10 protein-coding genes are annotated in these 12,913 nt (G+C 71.9%); 6 read left to right on the forward strand and 4 right to left on the reverse strand.

Features of this window, described 5'->3' with window-relative positions; all coding sequences use genetic code 11:
- Nucleotides 1-201 precede the first annotated feature (201 nt).
- Together Q392_RS13630 and Q392_RS13635 are read left to right on the forward strand one after the other, a co-directional pair.
- A complete protein-coding gene (locus Q392_RS13630) occupies nt 202-1,329 on the forward strand; it encodes a polysaccharide biosynthesis/export family protein (RefSeq protein ID WP_038208256.1) in 1,128 nt (375 codons plus the stop codon).
- Nucleotides 1,330-1,344: 15 nt separating this feature from the next.
- Nucleotides 1,345-3,615 (forward strand): polysaccharide biosynthesis tyrosine autokinase, encoded by a 2,271-nt coding sequence (locus Q392_RS13635; RefSeq protein WP_051953446.1) that lies wholly within the window; start codon nt 1,345-1,347, stop codon nt 3,613-3,615.
- A 106-nt stretch (nt 3,616-3,721) separates the two neighbouring features.
- On the opposite strand, the gene Q392_RS13640 is transcribed toward Q392_RS13635, so the two are convergent.
- On the reverse strand, nt 3,722-6,631 hold the full coding sequence (locus tag Q392_RS13640) for an Rne/Rng family ribonuclease (protein WP_038208259.1): 2,910 nt from the start codon (nt 6,629-6,631) through the stop codon (nt 3,722-3,724).
- Between the two features lie 547 nt (nt 6,632-7,178).
- On the opposite strand from Q392_RS13640, the gene Q392_RS13645 reads away from it, so the two are divergent.
- Genes Q392_RS13645 through Q392_RS13660 form a run of 4 tightly spaced genes read left to right on the forward strand, consistent with a single transcriptional unit; the run spans nt 7,179 to nt 10,342 of the window.
- Nucleotides 7,179-8,234 carry an RluA family pseudouridine synthase gene (locus tag Q392_RS13645; protein ID WP_038208272.1) on the forward strand — a complete coding sequence of 352 codons (1,056 nt, stop codon included), beginning with the start codon at nt 7,179-7,181 and terminating at the stop codon, nt 8,232-8,234.
- A complete protein-coding gene (locus Q392_RS13650) occupies nt 8,218-8,895 on the forward strand; it encodes an HAD-IA family hydrolase (protein ID WP_038208274.1) in 678 nt (225 codons plus the stop codon). Before Q392_RS13645 ends, Q392_RS13650 begins: the two co-directional genes overlap by 17 nt.
- An 11-nt stretch (nt 8,896-8,906) precedes the next feature.
- Nucleotides 8,907-9,275 (forward strand): Rieske (2Fe-2S) protein, encoded by a 369-nt coding sequence (locus Q392_RS13655; protein WP_038208289.1) that lies wholly within the window; start codon nt 8,907-8,909, stop codon nt 9,273-9,275.
- 29 nt (nt 9,276-9,304) lie between these two features.
- Nucleotides 9,305-10,342 carry a S49 family peptidase gene (locus Q392_RS13660; RefSeq protein ID WP_038208292.1) on the forward strand — a complete coding sequence of 346 codons (1,038 nt, stop codon included), beginning with the start codon at nt 9,305-9,307 and terminating at the stop codon, nt 10,340-10,342.
- Here the strand turns inward: Q392_RS13660 and Q392_RS13665 are convergent.
- Genes Q392_RS13665 through Q392_RS13675 form a run of 3 tightly spaced genes read right to left on the reverse strand, consistent with a single transcriptional unit; the run spans nt 10,331 to nt 12,882 of the window.
- Complete coding sequence (locus Q392_RS13665; protein ID WP_038208295.1) at nt 10,331-11,527, reverse strand: MFS transporter; 1,197 nt, start codon at nt 11,525-11,527, stop codon at nt 10,331-10,333. The genes Q392_RS13660 and Q392_RS13665 overlap by 12 nt on opposite strands.
- 9 nt (nt 11,528-11,536) lie before the next feature.
- Complete coding sequence (locus Q392_RS13670; RefSeq protein WP_038208297.1) at nt 11,537-12,301, reverse strand: SAM-dependent methyltransferase; 765 nt, start codon at nt 12,299-12,301, stop codon at nt 11,537-11,539.
- Nucleotides 12,301-12,882 carry a Maf family nucleotide pyrophosphatase gene (locus tag Q392_RS13675; protein ID WP_038208299.1) on the reverse strand — a complete coding sequence of 194 codons (582 nt, stop codon included), beginning with the start codon at nt 12,880-12,882 and terminating at the stop codon, nt 12,301-12,303. Before Q392_RS13675 ends, Q392_RS13670 begins: the two co-directional genes overlap by 1 nt.
- Nucleotides 12,883-12,913 lie beyond the last annotated feature (31 nt).

Here is a 12,913-nt window from a genome sequence, read left to right on the forward strand (position 1 = left end):
CGCGGCGCCGCGCCCCCGTCCTTTCACTCCTTCCCTCCCCCGAGTTCGCTGCGGCCGCTCACGGCAGCCGCCGCCCGCCTGCACCCGCCGGTATCCCTCATTAGTTCTATTTACTTAAAAAAATTGAAACCGGCCGAGCTTGTGGAGTACAGTGTTAACTGTTTCCAAAAGTATTACTTTCTTCCTTGGTCGAGGCGAAAAGTGAAAAGTAACGCATTACTCGGCTGGCGAAGCGGGCTGCTGGCCATCCTCGTCATCCTGCAGGGCTGTGCGGCCGCACCGGGTTTCAACAGCGTGCCGGAATCCCTGGCGCCGCCCCCTTCGGCGGACGGCGACCGGCCTGCCGAAGGCGCCGTCACGCCGATCACGCCGGAGCTGATCCTGGCGCAGCGAGCCAGCCACCCGAGGACGCTGGGCGACGACGTGCAGCAGTTGCTGGGCACGCCCGCGTCCTACCGCATCGGCCCCGGCGACGTGCTGGGCGTCACCGTGTACGACCATCCCGAGCTGACATCCAGCTTCATCCCGCCCACCACGGTGGCCGACCCGGCCAGCATCGCGCCCGCGCCGGGCTTCGTGGTGTCCGAGACCGGCCAGCTGAGCTTCCCCTACGTCGGGCTGTTCAAGGCCGAGGGCATGACGGTCCAGCAGGTGGAAGACCACCTCAAGAAGAACCTGGCGCGGGTCTACAAGGACCCGCAGGTCACGGTGCGCATCCAGGCCTTCCGCAGCAAGCGCGTCTTCGTCGAGGGCGAGGTGCGCGCGCCGGGGCTGCAGGTGTTCACCGACATCCCCATGACGCTGCCCGAGGCCATCAGCCGCGCCGGCGGCATCCTGCCGGAGGGCGACCGCTCGTCCGTGATGCTCACCCGGGGTGGCAAGAGCACGATCGTGGACATGGTCGCCCTGGCCCAGACGGGCGTGGACCCGACCCGTATACCGCTGCAAAGCGGCGACATCGTCTACGTGCGCAACCGCGAGGAGCGCAAGGTCATCGTGGCCGGGGAGGTGCTCAAGCCCTCGGCCGTGCTGATGCGCAACGGCCGGCTGAGCCTGAGCGACGCGCTGGGCGAGGTGGGCGGCGTGGACCTGGCCACGGCCAACCCGCGCCAGATCTACGTGGTGCGCAACGAGCCGGCGGGCGGGCAGAAGATCTTCCACCTCGACGCCCGCACGCCGTCCTCGCTGGCGCTGGCCGACGGCTTCGACCTGGAGCCCAAGGACCTCGTCTACGTCGACCCGGTCGGCCTCGTGCGCTGGAGCCGGATCATCAACCTCATTCTGCCGAGCGCGCAGAGTGCCAACCTGATCCGTGGCACCTACAGGTAAGCAGGAGTCGTGGCCATGAGTTCCACCTTCAACACCCCCTCCACGGTCGTTCCCGTCACGCTGCAGCCGGTGGATTCGCCCTCCGACGAGCCGCTGCACGTGGGCCAGCTGCTGGACGTCTTCGTCTCCAACCGCGGGCTGATCGTCGGCATCGTGCTGGCCAGCCTGCTGGCGGGGCTGGCCGTGGTGACCTTCTCCAAGAAGACCTACGAGACCAACATCCTGGTGCAGGTCGAGGACTCCGAGAGCAGCTCGGCGACCAAGAGCTTCCTGGGCGAGGCGTCGGCGCTGTTCGACGTGAAGACGCCCACCAGCGCCGAGGTCGAGATCATTCGCTCGCGCGCCATCCTGGGCAAGGCCGTGGACGCCACCCGGCTCGACCTGGTGGCCGAGCCGCGGCTGGTGCCGCTGGTGGGCAACTGGCTGGCCGAGCGGGCGACGGGACTGTCGAAGCCGGGCATCTTCGGCCTGGGCGGCTATGTGTCCGGCAAGGAGTCGATCAGCGTGGCCCGCTTCGACGTGCCGCCCGCCCTGGAGGGCGAGCCCTTCGTGCTGACGGCCGGCGAGGACGGCGCCTACGCACTGCGCGCCGAGGGCATCGACGAGGTGATCGGCCGGGTCGGCCAGCCGCTGACCGTGTCCACCCCGGACGGCAGGCTGGAGCTGGAGGTCACGGCGCTGGCCGGCCTGCCCGGCGCCGAGTTCAGGCTGGTGCGCCACCGGCGGCTCGACACCGTCAACGGGCTGCAGCGCAGCCTGACGCTGCAGGAGCGGGGCAAGCAGTCGGGCGTCATCGACGTGTCGCTGCAGGGCACCGACCCGGCGCGCATCGCCCAGGTGCTCAACGCCATCGCGGCACAGTACGTGCGCCAGAACGTCGAGCGCAAGGCCGAGGAGGCGCAGAAGACCCTGTCCTTCCTGGATTCGCAACTGCCGGTCTTCAAGCGGCAGCTGGAGGAGTCCGAGGAGATCTACAAGCGCTACCGCAACCAGCGCGGCACCGTGGCCCTGGAGGAAGAGGCCAAGCTGATCCTGGAAACCGTGGTCGAGCGCCAGACCAAGCTGCTGGAAGCCCAGCAGAAGCGCCGGGAGATGGAGTCGAGGTTCACCAGCCAGCACCCGCAGATGCAGATGCTGGACGCGCAGATCGCCGCGCTGCAGGCCGACATCGGCGGCATCCAGACCCGCATCAAGGCGCTGCCCGGCATCCAGCAGGACGCCGTGCGCATGGAGCGCGACGTGAAGGTCAACACCAGCCTGTACCAGTCGCTGCTGAGCCAGGCGCTGCAGCTGCGGCTGGTCAAGGAGGGCAAGGTCGGCAACGCGCGCCTGCTGGACACGGCGCCGGTGCCGATCAAGCCCATCAAGCCCCGCAAGCCGCTGATCCTCGCGCTGGCGCTGTTCACCGGCCTGCTGCTGGGCAGCATCGCCGCCTTCGTGCGCAACGCGCTGGTGGAGCAGCGCATCAAGGACCCGGACGAGCTGGAGGACCACATCGGCCTGCCGGTGTTCTCCACCATCCCCCACAGCGCGCTGCAGACCAGCGTGGCGACCCGGCGCCTGACCGGCCCCACGGGGGCGCGGCTGGTGGCGCTGGAGATGCCGGAGGACCCGGCCGTCGAGAGCCTGCGCACCCTGCGCACCGCCATGCAGTTCGCGATGCTGGGCGCCTCCAACAACCGCGTGCTGATGACCAGCCCGGCGCCCGGCGCGGGCCAGAGCTTCGTGGCCGCCAACTTCGCCACCCTCATGGCCATGGCCGGCAAGCGCACGCTGCTGATCGACGCCGACCTGCGCCGCGGCCACATGCACCAGTACTTCGGCCTGCAGCGCCACGGCGGCCTGTCGGAGCTGATCGCCGGCAGCCTGACGATCCAGCAGACGGTGCACCGGCACGTGGTGGACCAGCTGGACTTCCTGGCTACCGGCCAGCTGCCGCCGAACCCGGCGGAGCTGCTCACCTCCTCCGCCTTCAAGGAGGTGATGGAGCGGCTGTCGGAGCTGTACGACCTGGTCATCATCGACAGCCCGCCGGTGCTGGTCGCCTCGGACACCGCCACCATCGCCTCGCATTCGGGCACGGTGCTCATCGTGGCACGCGCCGGCGTGTCCACCATGGGCGAACTGCGCGAGAGCACGCGCCGGCTCTCGCTGAGCGGCAAGTCCGCCACCGGCGTGCTGCTGAACGCGGTCGAGGTGAAGAAGGGCAGCTTCGGCAACTACAAGTACGGCCGCTACCGCTACACCAACTACAACTACGAGAGCATCCTGCCCGACGAGCAGTGATGCCGCGGGGCCGGTGCGCCCCGGCCCTCACGTGACAACGCCCACCCCGTCCGATGACGAGGTGGGCGTTGTGCTTTGAGGGGCCGCGGCGGCGCCGCGCCGCCGGTCAGGTGCTGGCCGCGCCCGACGATGCCTCGAAGGGCAGGACCACGCCGGCCAGGTCCTTGCGCGTCTCGACCAGGACCAGCGGGCCGTCGTCCAGCACCGGCAGCGGCGGGCGCTCGCGCGGCACGTGGACCGGGCGGGGCTCGGCCGCGATCGCGGCGCGCACTTCCGCCACGCGCTGCGCGTTCGAGTTCACCCAGATCAGGCCGGCGTCCTGCGCCACGCCTTCCAGCGTGGTGGTGGGCAGCTCGAACGGCGCGACGCGCGGCAGCGGGGCGCGCTGCGATCCCGACGACGCGGCGGGCGCCGCTGCGGCCACGGGCGCAGGCTCGGCCTGCGCAGCGGCGGCGGCAGGTGCCGACACCGGCAGTGCGTCGGGCTCCGCAGCAGGGGCCGGGCCACGGCCGGATGCCTCGCGGAAGTCGTCGCGGCCTTCGCGGCCGTCGCGGCCGTCTCGGCGGTCACGGCCGTAGCGGTCGCGCGAGCGGCCCCGCCGTTCCTCGCCCTCGGCACGGGGTGCACGCTGTTCGGCCTCCGCACCCTCTGCGGTCACCGGTGCAGCGCTGCGGTCCGCTTCCTCGGTCGGACCGGCACCTTCGGGTCGTGCCCGCTCGGAGCCGCCCCGGCGTTCGCGGCGCTCCTCGCCATTGCGGCGCGGCGCGTCGGCGGACCGGCCTGCCGCCGCCTCGCCCTGCTCGCCGGCCGTGCGGTTCTCGCGCGCTGCCTCGCCGCCGCGGGCCTCGCCCGGCTGCCGCTCGCGCCGCTCGCCGCGGCTGCGCGGCGGGCGGGCTTCCCCTTCGGCGCCGGTGCGCGGTGCGTCGGCCGAAGCCGTCGCCAGGCCGGCGTCCTCGGTGCCCGGGCGGGCGTCGGCATCGCGGCGGCCCCGGCTGCGGCCGCCGTTGCCGCCCTGCTGGCGCTCGGCGTCGCGGGCCTCGCGGCCGGATTCGCCCCGTTCGCCGCGCTCGCCGCGGCGCTCTCCGCCACCGTTGCGCCGCTCGCCGTCGCGCCGCTCGCCCGAGCGGGCGCCGCCACGGCCTTCGCCGTCACGGTCGCGCGAGCGTCCGCCGCGGCGTCCGTCGCCGCCGCGGCCTTCGCGCGACTGCTGCGTCTTCGCCGGCTCGGCCGGCGCAGCGACGGGCGCCGCTGCCGGCGCCTCGGCGGGCGCACCGCCGAAGAGGCCCTTGAGCCAGGCGAAGAAGCCGCCTTCGGCCGGCGCCCGGGCTGCTGCCGCGACCGGCGCGGCGGCCACGGGTGCCGGGGCTGCCGGCGCGGGCGCCACCGCCTCGCGCGGCGGCACCACCGGTGCCGGCGCATCCGGCAGCACGCCCTTGATCACCGGCGTCTGCTTGTTGGTGGGCTCCTGCGAGCGGCGCGTCACGCGCGTCGGGTCCTCGAACTCGTCGGCCATGCTGTAGCTGGCGCGCAGTTGGTCCAGGCGGGCGTCGTCGTGCTTGAGGCGCTCCAGCCTGTAGTTGGGCGTCTCCAGCGTCTTGTTCGGGATCATCAGCACGTTCACGCGCTGCTTGATTTCGATCTTGGCGATCTCGGTGCGCTTCTCGTTGAGCAGGAAGGAGGCCACCTCCACCGGCACCTGCACGTGCACGGCGGCGGTGTTGTCCTTCATGGACTCCTCCTGGATGATGCGCAGGATCTGCAGCGCGCTCGACTCCGTGTCGCGGATGTGGCCGGAGCCGCCGCAGCGCGGGCAGGGGATGGAGGCGCCCTCGCTCAGCGCCGGCTTCAAGCGCTGGCGGCTCATCTCCATCAGGCCGAACTTGCTGATCGAGCCGAACTGCACGCGGGCGCGGTCCTGGCGCAGCGCGTCGCGCAGGCGGTTCTCGACCTCGCGGCGGTTCTTCGACTCGTCCATGTCGATGAAGTCGATGACGATCAGGCCGCCCAGGTCGCGCAGGCGCATCTGGCGGGCCACCTCGTCGGCGGCCTCGAGGTTGGTGCGGGTGGCGGTCTCCTCGATGTCGCCGCCCTTGATGGCGCGCGCCGAGTTGACGTCGATCGACACCAGCGCCTCGGTGTGGTCGATCACGATGGCGCCGCCGCTGGGCAGCTGCACCGTGCGGGCGTAGGCCGACTCGATCTGGTGCTCGATCTGGAAGCGGCTGAACAGCGCCGCGTCGTCGCGGTAGCGCTTCACGCGGGCGGCATGCTCGGGCATGACGTGCGCCATGAACTGCTGCGCCTGCTCGTAGATGTCGTCGGTGTCGATCAGGATGTCGCCGATGTCGTGGTTGAAGTAGTCGCGGATCGCGCGGATCACCAGCGACGACTCCTGGTAGATCAGGAAGGCGCCGCGGGCGCCCTTGGCGGCGCCGTCGATGGCGCTCCACAGCTTGAGCAGGTAGTTCAGGTCCCACTGTAGCTCGGGCGCGGTGCGGCCGATGCCCGCGGTGCGCGCGATGATGCTCATGCCCTTGGGGTATTCGAGCTGGTCCATCGCCTCCTTCAGCTCGGCGCGGTCCTCGCCCTCGATGCGCCGGCTGACGCCGCCGCCGCGCGGGTTGTTGGGCATCAGCACGACGTAGCGGCCGGCCAGGCTGATGAAGGTGGTCAGCGCCGCGCCCTTGTTGCCGCGCTCTTCCTTCTCGACCTGGACGATCAGCTCCTGGCCTTCCTTGATCGCGTCCTGGATCCGGGCCTGGCTGGCCGAGACGCCTTCGGCGAAGTACTGCCTGGAGATTTCCTTGAAGGGCAGGAAGCCGTGGCGGTCCTCGCCGTAGTCGACGAAGCAGGCCTCCAGGCTGGGCTCGACGCGGGTGACGACGGCCTTGTAGATGTTGCCCTTGCGCTGCTCGCGCCCTTCGATCTCGATTTCGTAGTCGAGGAGCTTCTGCCCGTCGACGATGGCCAGGCGGCGCTCTTCGGCCTGCGTGGCGTTGATCAGCATCCGTTTCATGGGAGTGCGTGTCCTTTGTTGTTCGTTGTCTCTCGATGGTCCCGGAGGACCTTCGATGCACGGAGGACGACGCGGCGAAACGGGCGGAACGACCGGTGCGCACCAGGCTGCCGACAGGGGAGAGGGGGCGCCGGGCCCACCCTCCGGGTCAGTTCGGCAGCAACCGGGGCGGTGGGGGCGCGAGGATGGGCGCGAGGCCGATCAGGCGCTGCGAAGCCACCTTCTCGATGGCCTGGGGCGCAGCAGTGACGGGCGCTGCGGGCGATTCAATGCCGGAGGGCGCTGGCATCAGCCAGCGCAGGCACCATTGAACAAGCCACATCAGCACCGGGGCACTCGTCTCGATCCGCCGGCCGGCACCTGCTGCATTCGATTGCGGGGCGCCGGCTGGCATGTATTCCGTTGGGGGTTTCGTCGGCGTCGGCCTCATTGCCTTGCCTGGGATGCCGCGAGGGGCAAGCCATGCGCCGCAGCGGCATCGACCTGCCAGGCGATGGGTGGGTGCTCTAAACTTCCCGTTCAATCAAGCACTTGCACGATCGCGCTGGTGAAAAACATTATAGGTGCGAAGCCGGCCGGCCGGTCTGCCGCGCCGCCGGCCGCGGCGGCGCAGCAGGTGCGCTTTCTCACGGTGGACGAGGAATCGGCCGGCCAGCGGCTGGACAACTACCTCTTCCGCCACCTCAAGGGCGTGCCCAAGACGCACGTGTACCGCGTCATCCGCTCCGGCGAGGTGCGGCTGAACAAGGGCCGCGCCCAGGCGGACGCGCGCGTCGCCCCCGGAGACGTGGTCCGCTTGCCGCCGCTGCGCGTGGCCGAGCCGGCCGCCGCGCCGCCCGCGCCGGCGCGCGCCTTCGACCTGCTGTACGAGGACGAGGCCCTGATCGCCGTGAACAAGCCCGCCGGCGTGGCGGTGCACGGCGGCAGCGGCGTGAGCTTCGGCGTCATCGAGCAGCTGCGCGCCGCGCGGCCGCAGGCGCGCTTCCTGGAACTGGTGCACCGGCTGGACCGCGACACCTCCGGCGTGCTGCTGGTGGCCAAGAAGCGCAGCGCCCTCACGGCGCTGCAGGCGCAGTTCCGCGGCCGCGAGACCGGCAAGACCTACCTGGCGCTGGTGGAGGGCGACTGGCCGGCCCGGCTGAAGGTGATCGACGCACCGCTGGCCCGCTACCTGCTGGCGCCCACGCCCGGCCAGGCCGAGGGCGAACGGCGCGTGAAGGTGGTGCCGAAGGACCATCCCGACGCGATGCGCGCCCTGACGCTGGTGCGGGTGCTGGCGCGCCTCACGCTGCCGGGCGACGCCGCGCCGATGACCCTGCTGGCGGTGACGATCAAGACCGGCCGCACGCACCAGATCCGCGTGCACCTGGCCTCTTCCGGGCACCCGATCGCCGGCGACGACAAGTACGGCGACGCCGAGCGCCGCCGCGCGCTGGCGCGCCTGGGCCTGAAACGCATGTTCCTGCACGCCTGGCGCCTGTCCTTCGACCATCCCGCCAGCGGTGAGCCGGTCGCCCTGCAGGCGCCGCTGCCGCCGGAACTGGCCGACCTGCTGCCGACGCCGGCCCGCGCTACCCTTGAGACGAATGACGAACCCCACTGACCCGCGCCCGCTGCGCTTCGACCTCATCGCCTTCGACTGGGACGGCACGCTGTACGACTCCACCGCCGTCATCACGCGCTGCATCCAGGCCGCGGTGGTGGACGTGGGCGGACGCCGGCCGGCGGAGCGCGATGCCGCCTGGGTCATCGGCCTGGGCCTGGCCGAGGCGCTGGCCAAGGCCGCGCCCGACGTGCCACCGGCGAAGTACCGCGAACTGGGCGAGCGCTACCGCCACCACTACCTGCGCCACCAGGACGACCTGGTGCTCTTCGACGGCGTGTTGCCGATGCTCGATGCGCTGGCGGCGCGCGGCCACCGGCTGGCGGTGGCCACCGGCAAGTCGCGCCGGGGGCTGGACGCCGTGCTGGACAGCATCGACTTGCGCCATCGCTTCGACGCCTCGCGCACCGCCGACGAGACTTTCGGCAAGCCCCATCCGCGCATGCTGCTCGAACTGATGGAGGAGCTTCAGGTCCCGCCCGAGCGCACCCTGATGATCGGCGACACCATCCACGACCTGCAGCTGGCGCGCAACGCCGGCTGCGCCGGCGTGGGCGTGAGCTACGGCGCCCACGAGCCGGCCGGCTTCGAGGCGCTGGCGCCGCTGCACGTGGCGCATTCCGTGCAGGACCTGTCCGACTGGTTGCTGACGAACGCCTGATCCACCTGCCGATGACCGAGGAAGCCATCCCTCTGTGCAACAGCCGCGACCTGGTCGACGGCGGCCTGGCCGTGGGCTTCGACGTCGTCTACGGCGGGCAGACCTGCCGCGCCTTCGCCATCCGTTTCGAGGGCCGCGTGCACGCCTTCCTCAACCGCTGCACCCACGTGGCGATGGAGATGGACTACCAGGAAGGCCGCTTCTTCGACGACACCGGCCAGTGGCTGCTATGCGCCACCCACGGCGCCGTGTACCGGCCCGACACCGGCGAGTGCGCCGGCGGCCCCTGCCGCGGCGGCCTGGTGCGCATCGCCCTGTCGGAGCACGACGGCGTGGTCCGCTGGCATACTGACTGGAACCTGCAGCCCGTCGCCTTCTGACCGGGCGCACGGCCCTTGCACCTCTTCCCATGAGCGATTCCGACCGCCGCGAACCTTCGGGTTTCGAACCCTTCGCGCCCGCCCCGGGCGCCGCCGCACCCGCCGCACCCGCCGCGGCCCCTGCCGACCCTGCCGCCAAGCCCGGCTGGGAGCGGGCCGCCCTCGAGAAGCTGGCCTTCGCCGCACTGAAGGAGCAACGCGCCGCGCGGCGCTGGAAGACCTTCGTGCGCCTGGCTTGGCTGGCCTTCTTCATCGCCCTGCTGTGGCTGGGCTTCTCGCGCACCCAGCCCTCGGCCACGACCAGCACGGCCCACACCGCCGTGGTCGAGATCGAGGGCGAGATCGCCAATGGCGGCGACGCCAGCGCCGAGTTCGTCGTCGCCGCCATGAAGAACGCGCTGGAGGACCAGGGCGCCAAGGGCCTGGTGCTGCTGATCAACTCGCCCGGCGGCAGCCCGGTGCAGGCCGGCATCATCAACGACGAGATCAAGCGCCTGCGGGCCAAGCACAAGAAGCCCATCTATGCCGTGGTGGAGGAAAGCTGCACCTCGGCCGCCTACTACATCGCTGCCGCCACCGACAGGATCTACGTCGACAAGGCCAGCCTGGTGGGCAGCGTCGGCGTGCTGATGGACGGCTTCGGCTTCACCGGCACCATGGACAAGCTGGGCGTGGAGCGGCGGCTGCTCACCTCGGGCGAGAACAAGGGCTTCCTCGACCCGTTCAGCCCGCTGAGCGAGACGCACCGCCAGCATGCGCAGCAGATGCTCGACCAGATCCACGCCCAGTTCATCGACGTGGTGAAGAAGGGCCGCGGCGAGCGCCTGAAGGCCGACACGCCGGGCCTGTTCAGCGGCCTGTTCTGGACCGGCCAGCAGGCCGTGGACCTCGGCCTGGCGGACGGGTTGGGCAACGTCGACTACGTGGCGCGCGAGGTGGTCAAGGCCGAGGAGGTGATCGACTACACCCGCCGCGACAACGTCGCCGAGCGCCTGGCCAAGCGCTTCGGCGCCGCCTTCGCCGACGTGACGCTGCGCGGCATGCGCGCGGGTCCTTCAGTCCGCTGAGGGCACCGGGGCGCGCGTTCCGCCCCCGGCCGCCCGCGCGGCGCGCGGCGCCGCCACGGCCAGCGCCATCGCGAACAGCACCACCACCGCCAGCGCGGCCGTGAGCGAACTGGCCCGCGCGAGGAAGCCGATCACCGGCGGCCCCGCCATGAAGCCCAGGTACGCCGCCGCCGACACCGCCGCGATGCCGCGCGCCGGCTCCACCCCCGGCACCTGCGCCGCGGCGGCGAACAGCACCGGCACCACGTTGGCGAAGCCGATGCCCACGCCGGCGAAGCCCGCCAGCGCCACCCACGGCGAAGGGGTGAGCAGCACCAGCGTCATCGAGGCCGCCGCCAGCAGCGCGCTGGCGCGCAGCAGCGGCGCCGGCGCCAGGCGCGCGCGCAGCGCGTCGCCGCCGAAGCGGGCCGCCGCCATCGCCGCCGAGAAGCTGGCATAGGCCAGCGCGGCCTGCTGCTGCGGGCTGCCCAGCTCCTGCTGCAGGTAGAGCACGCTCCAGTCGTACATCGCGCCTTCGGCGACCAGGCCCAGCGCCGCCAGGACGCCCAGCACCAGCAGCGCGGTGCGCCGGCTCCCGGACAGGCGCGGGGCGCCGCCGGCCGGCGTCTCGCTGGCGGTGAGCGCGGCCGGCAGCATCCAGCGGGCGGCCGCCACCACCGCCACCGCCATGACGCCGGCCACCAGCGCCAGGTGCCAGGCCGGCGCCAGCCCGGCGGCCAGGGCCGCGCCGCCGCTCACCGCGCCCGCCATGCCGCCCAGGCTGAACATGCCGTGCATGCCGCTCATCAGCGGCCGCCCGTCCAGGCGCTCCAGTTGCGAGGCCTCGGTGTTGATCGCCACGTCGAACACGCTGGTCGTCAGGCCGAAGGCCACCAGCAGCGCCAGCAGCCCGGTGTACGAGGGCATGTGGGTGAGCAGGGCGATCATCAGCGCATAGACGCCGCCGGTGACCAGCGCCATGCGCGCCGCGCCGAAGCGGCCGATCCAGCGGCCCGCCCGGCTGATGCCGAACAGGGCGCCGAAACCGGCGGCCAGCATCGCCAGCCCGAGCCCCGCCTCGTCGATGGCGTAGTGCGCCTTCACGGTGGGAATGTGGACGCCCCAGGTGGCGAAGATGAAACCGGAGCAGAAGAACTGCGTGCGTGCGGCCCAGCGGGCGGCGGGGTGGAAGGGGGCGTGGGTCAAGGTTCGATGTCAGCGGCCGATGGCGAAGACGGCGGGGAGCCGTTCCGGGGCCGGGGAAGGTTGCGCGCGCCAGGTCTTGACGCTGTGGCTGTGCACGGTCGCCTGCGCCAGCGTCAGTCCGCTGGCCACGGCCAGCCGCGTCTCGGGCTTCAGCGTCTGCACCAGCGCCTGCAGCAGCGCGGCGTTGCGGTACGGCGTTTCGATGAAGAGCTGCGTTTGTCCCGTGCGCAGCGCCAGGGCCTCCAGCTCGCGGATGCGCTGCTGGCGCGCCTGCGCGTCCTGCGGCAGGTAGCCGACGAAGGCGAAGTTCTGCCCGTTCAGGCCGCTGGCCGCCAGCGCCAGCAGCAGCGAGACCGGGCCGACCAGCGGCACGACCGCGGCGCCCATCGCGTGCGCGGCGCGCACCACCGAGCTGCCCGGGTCGGCCACCGCCGGCATGCCGGCCTCGCTCAGGAGGCCCATGTCGTGCCCTGCCGCCAGCGGGGCGAGCAGGGCGCGGATCGCCTGCGCGTTCGCCCCGGCGCCGTCGTGGTCGCCCTTCTTGTGCACCTCGCGCGGCAGTTCCTGGATCGCCATCGCCTGCAGCGGCGCGGCCAGCGGCACCATCGCGTCGATGCGCTTGAGGTAGGCGCGGGCGGTCTTGGCGTTCTCGCAGATCCAGTGCGTCAGGCGGGCGGCGGTGGCCAGCGTGCCCTGCGGCAGCACGTCGGTGAGCGGCGCCTGCGGCTCGCAGCCGAAGTCCAGCGGGGCGGGGACGAGGTAGAGCGTGGCCATCAGAGCAGATCGACGCCCGCTGCGCGCAGCATGCGGCAGGTGCGGATCAGCGGCAGGCCGACCAGGGCGGTGGGGTCGTCGCTGTCGATGGCCTCCAGCAGCGCGATGCCCAGCCCCTCGCTCTTGGCGCTGCCGGCGCAGTCGTAGGGCTGCTCGATGCGCAGGTAGCGCTCGATGGCGTCGTCGCCGAGTTCGCGGAACACCACCCGCACCGGCGCCAGGTCCTGCTGCACGAAGCCGGTGGCGCGGCAGACCACGGCCACGGCTGTCTGGAAGACCAGGGTGCGGCCGCTCATGCGCCGCAGTTGCGCACCGGCCCGGGCATGGTCGCCGGGCTTGCCCAGTGCCTCGCCGTCCAGGTCGGCCACCTGGTCCGAGCCGATCACCACCGCCTCGGGGAAGCGCTCGGCCACGGCCTGCGCCTTGGCCAGCGCCAGGCGGGCGGCCAGCGCGGCGGGCGTCTCGCCGGGCAGGGCGGACTCGTCCACTTCGGGCGCCTGCACGTCGAAGGGCAGGTGCAGCCGCTCCATCAGCGCGCGGCGGTAGCGCGAGGTGGAGCCGAGGATCACGGGGCGTTGCATCGTTCTATTGTCCGTGACGCCCGGCGAAGGG

Source organism: Xenophilus azovorans DSM 13620 (assembly GCF_000745855.1).
GTDB lineage: Bacteria > Pseudomonadota > Gammaproteobacteria > Burkholderiales > Burkholderiaceae_C > Xenophilus > Xenophilus azovorans.

What these genes read in the sequence shown, in the direction of transcription:
- Q392_RS13635 (WP_051953446.1), top strand. Translation starts at nt 1,345, where the DNA reads ATGAGTTCCACCTTCAACACCCCCTCCACGGTCGTTCCCGTCACGCTG.
- Q392_RS13640 (WP_038208259.1), bottom strand. Translation starts at nt 6,631, where the DNA reads ATGAAACGGATGCTGATCAACGCCACGCAGGCCGAAGAGCGCCGCCTG.
- Q392_RS13650 (WP_038208274.1), top strand. Translation starts at nt 8,218, where the DNA reads ATGACGAACCCCACTGACCCGCGCCCGCTGCGCTTCGACCTCATCGCC.
- Q392_RS13655 (WP_038208289.1), top strand. Translation starts at nt 8,907, where the DNA reads ATGACCGAGGAAGCCATCCCTCTGTGCAACAGCCGCGACCTGGTCGAC.
- Q392_RS13660 (WP_038208292.1), top strand. Translation starts at nt 9,305, where the DNA reads ATGAGCGATTCCGACCGCCGCGAACCTTCGGGTTTCGAACCCTTCGCG.
- Q392_RS13670 (WP_038208297.1), bottom strand. Translation starts at nt 12,301, where the DNA reads ATGGCCACGCTCTACCTCGTCCCCGCCCCGCTGGACTTCGGCTGCGAG.
- Q392_RS13675 (WP_038208299.1), bottom strand. Translation starts at nt 12,882, where the DNA reads ATGCAACGCCCCGTGATCCTCGGCTCCACCTCGCGCTACCGCCGCGCG.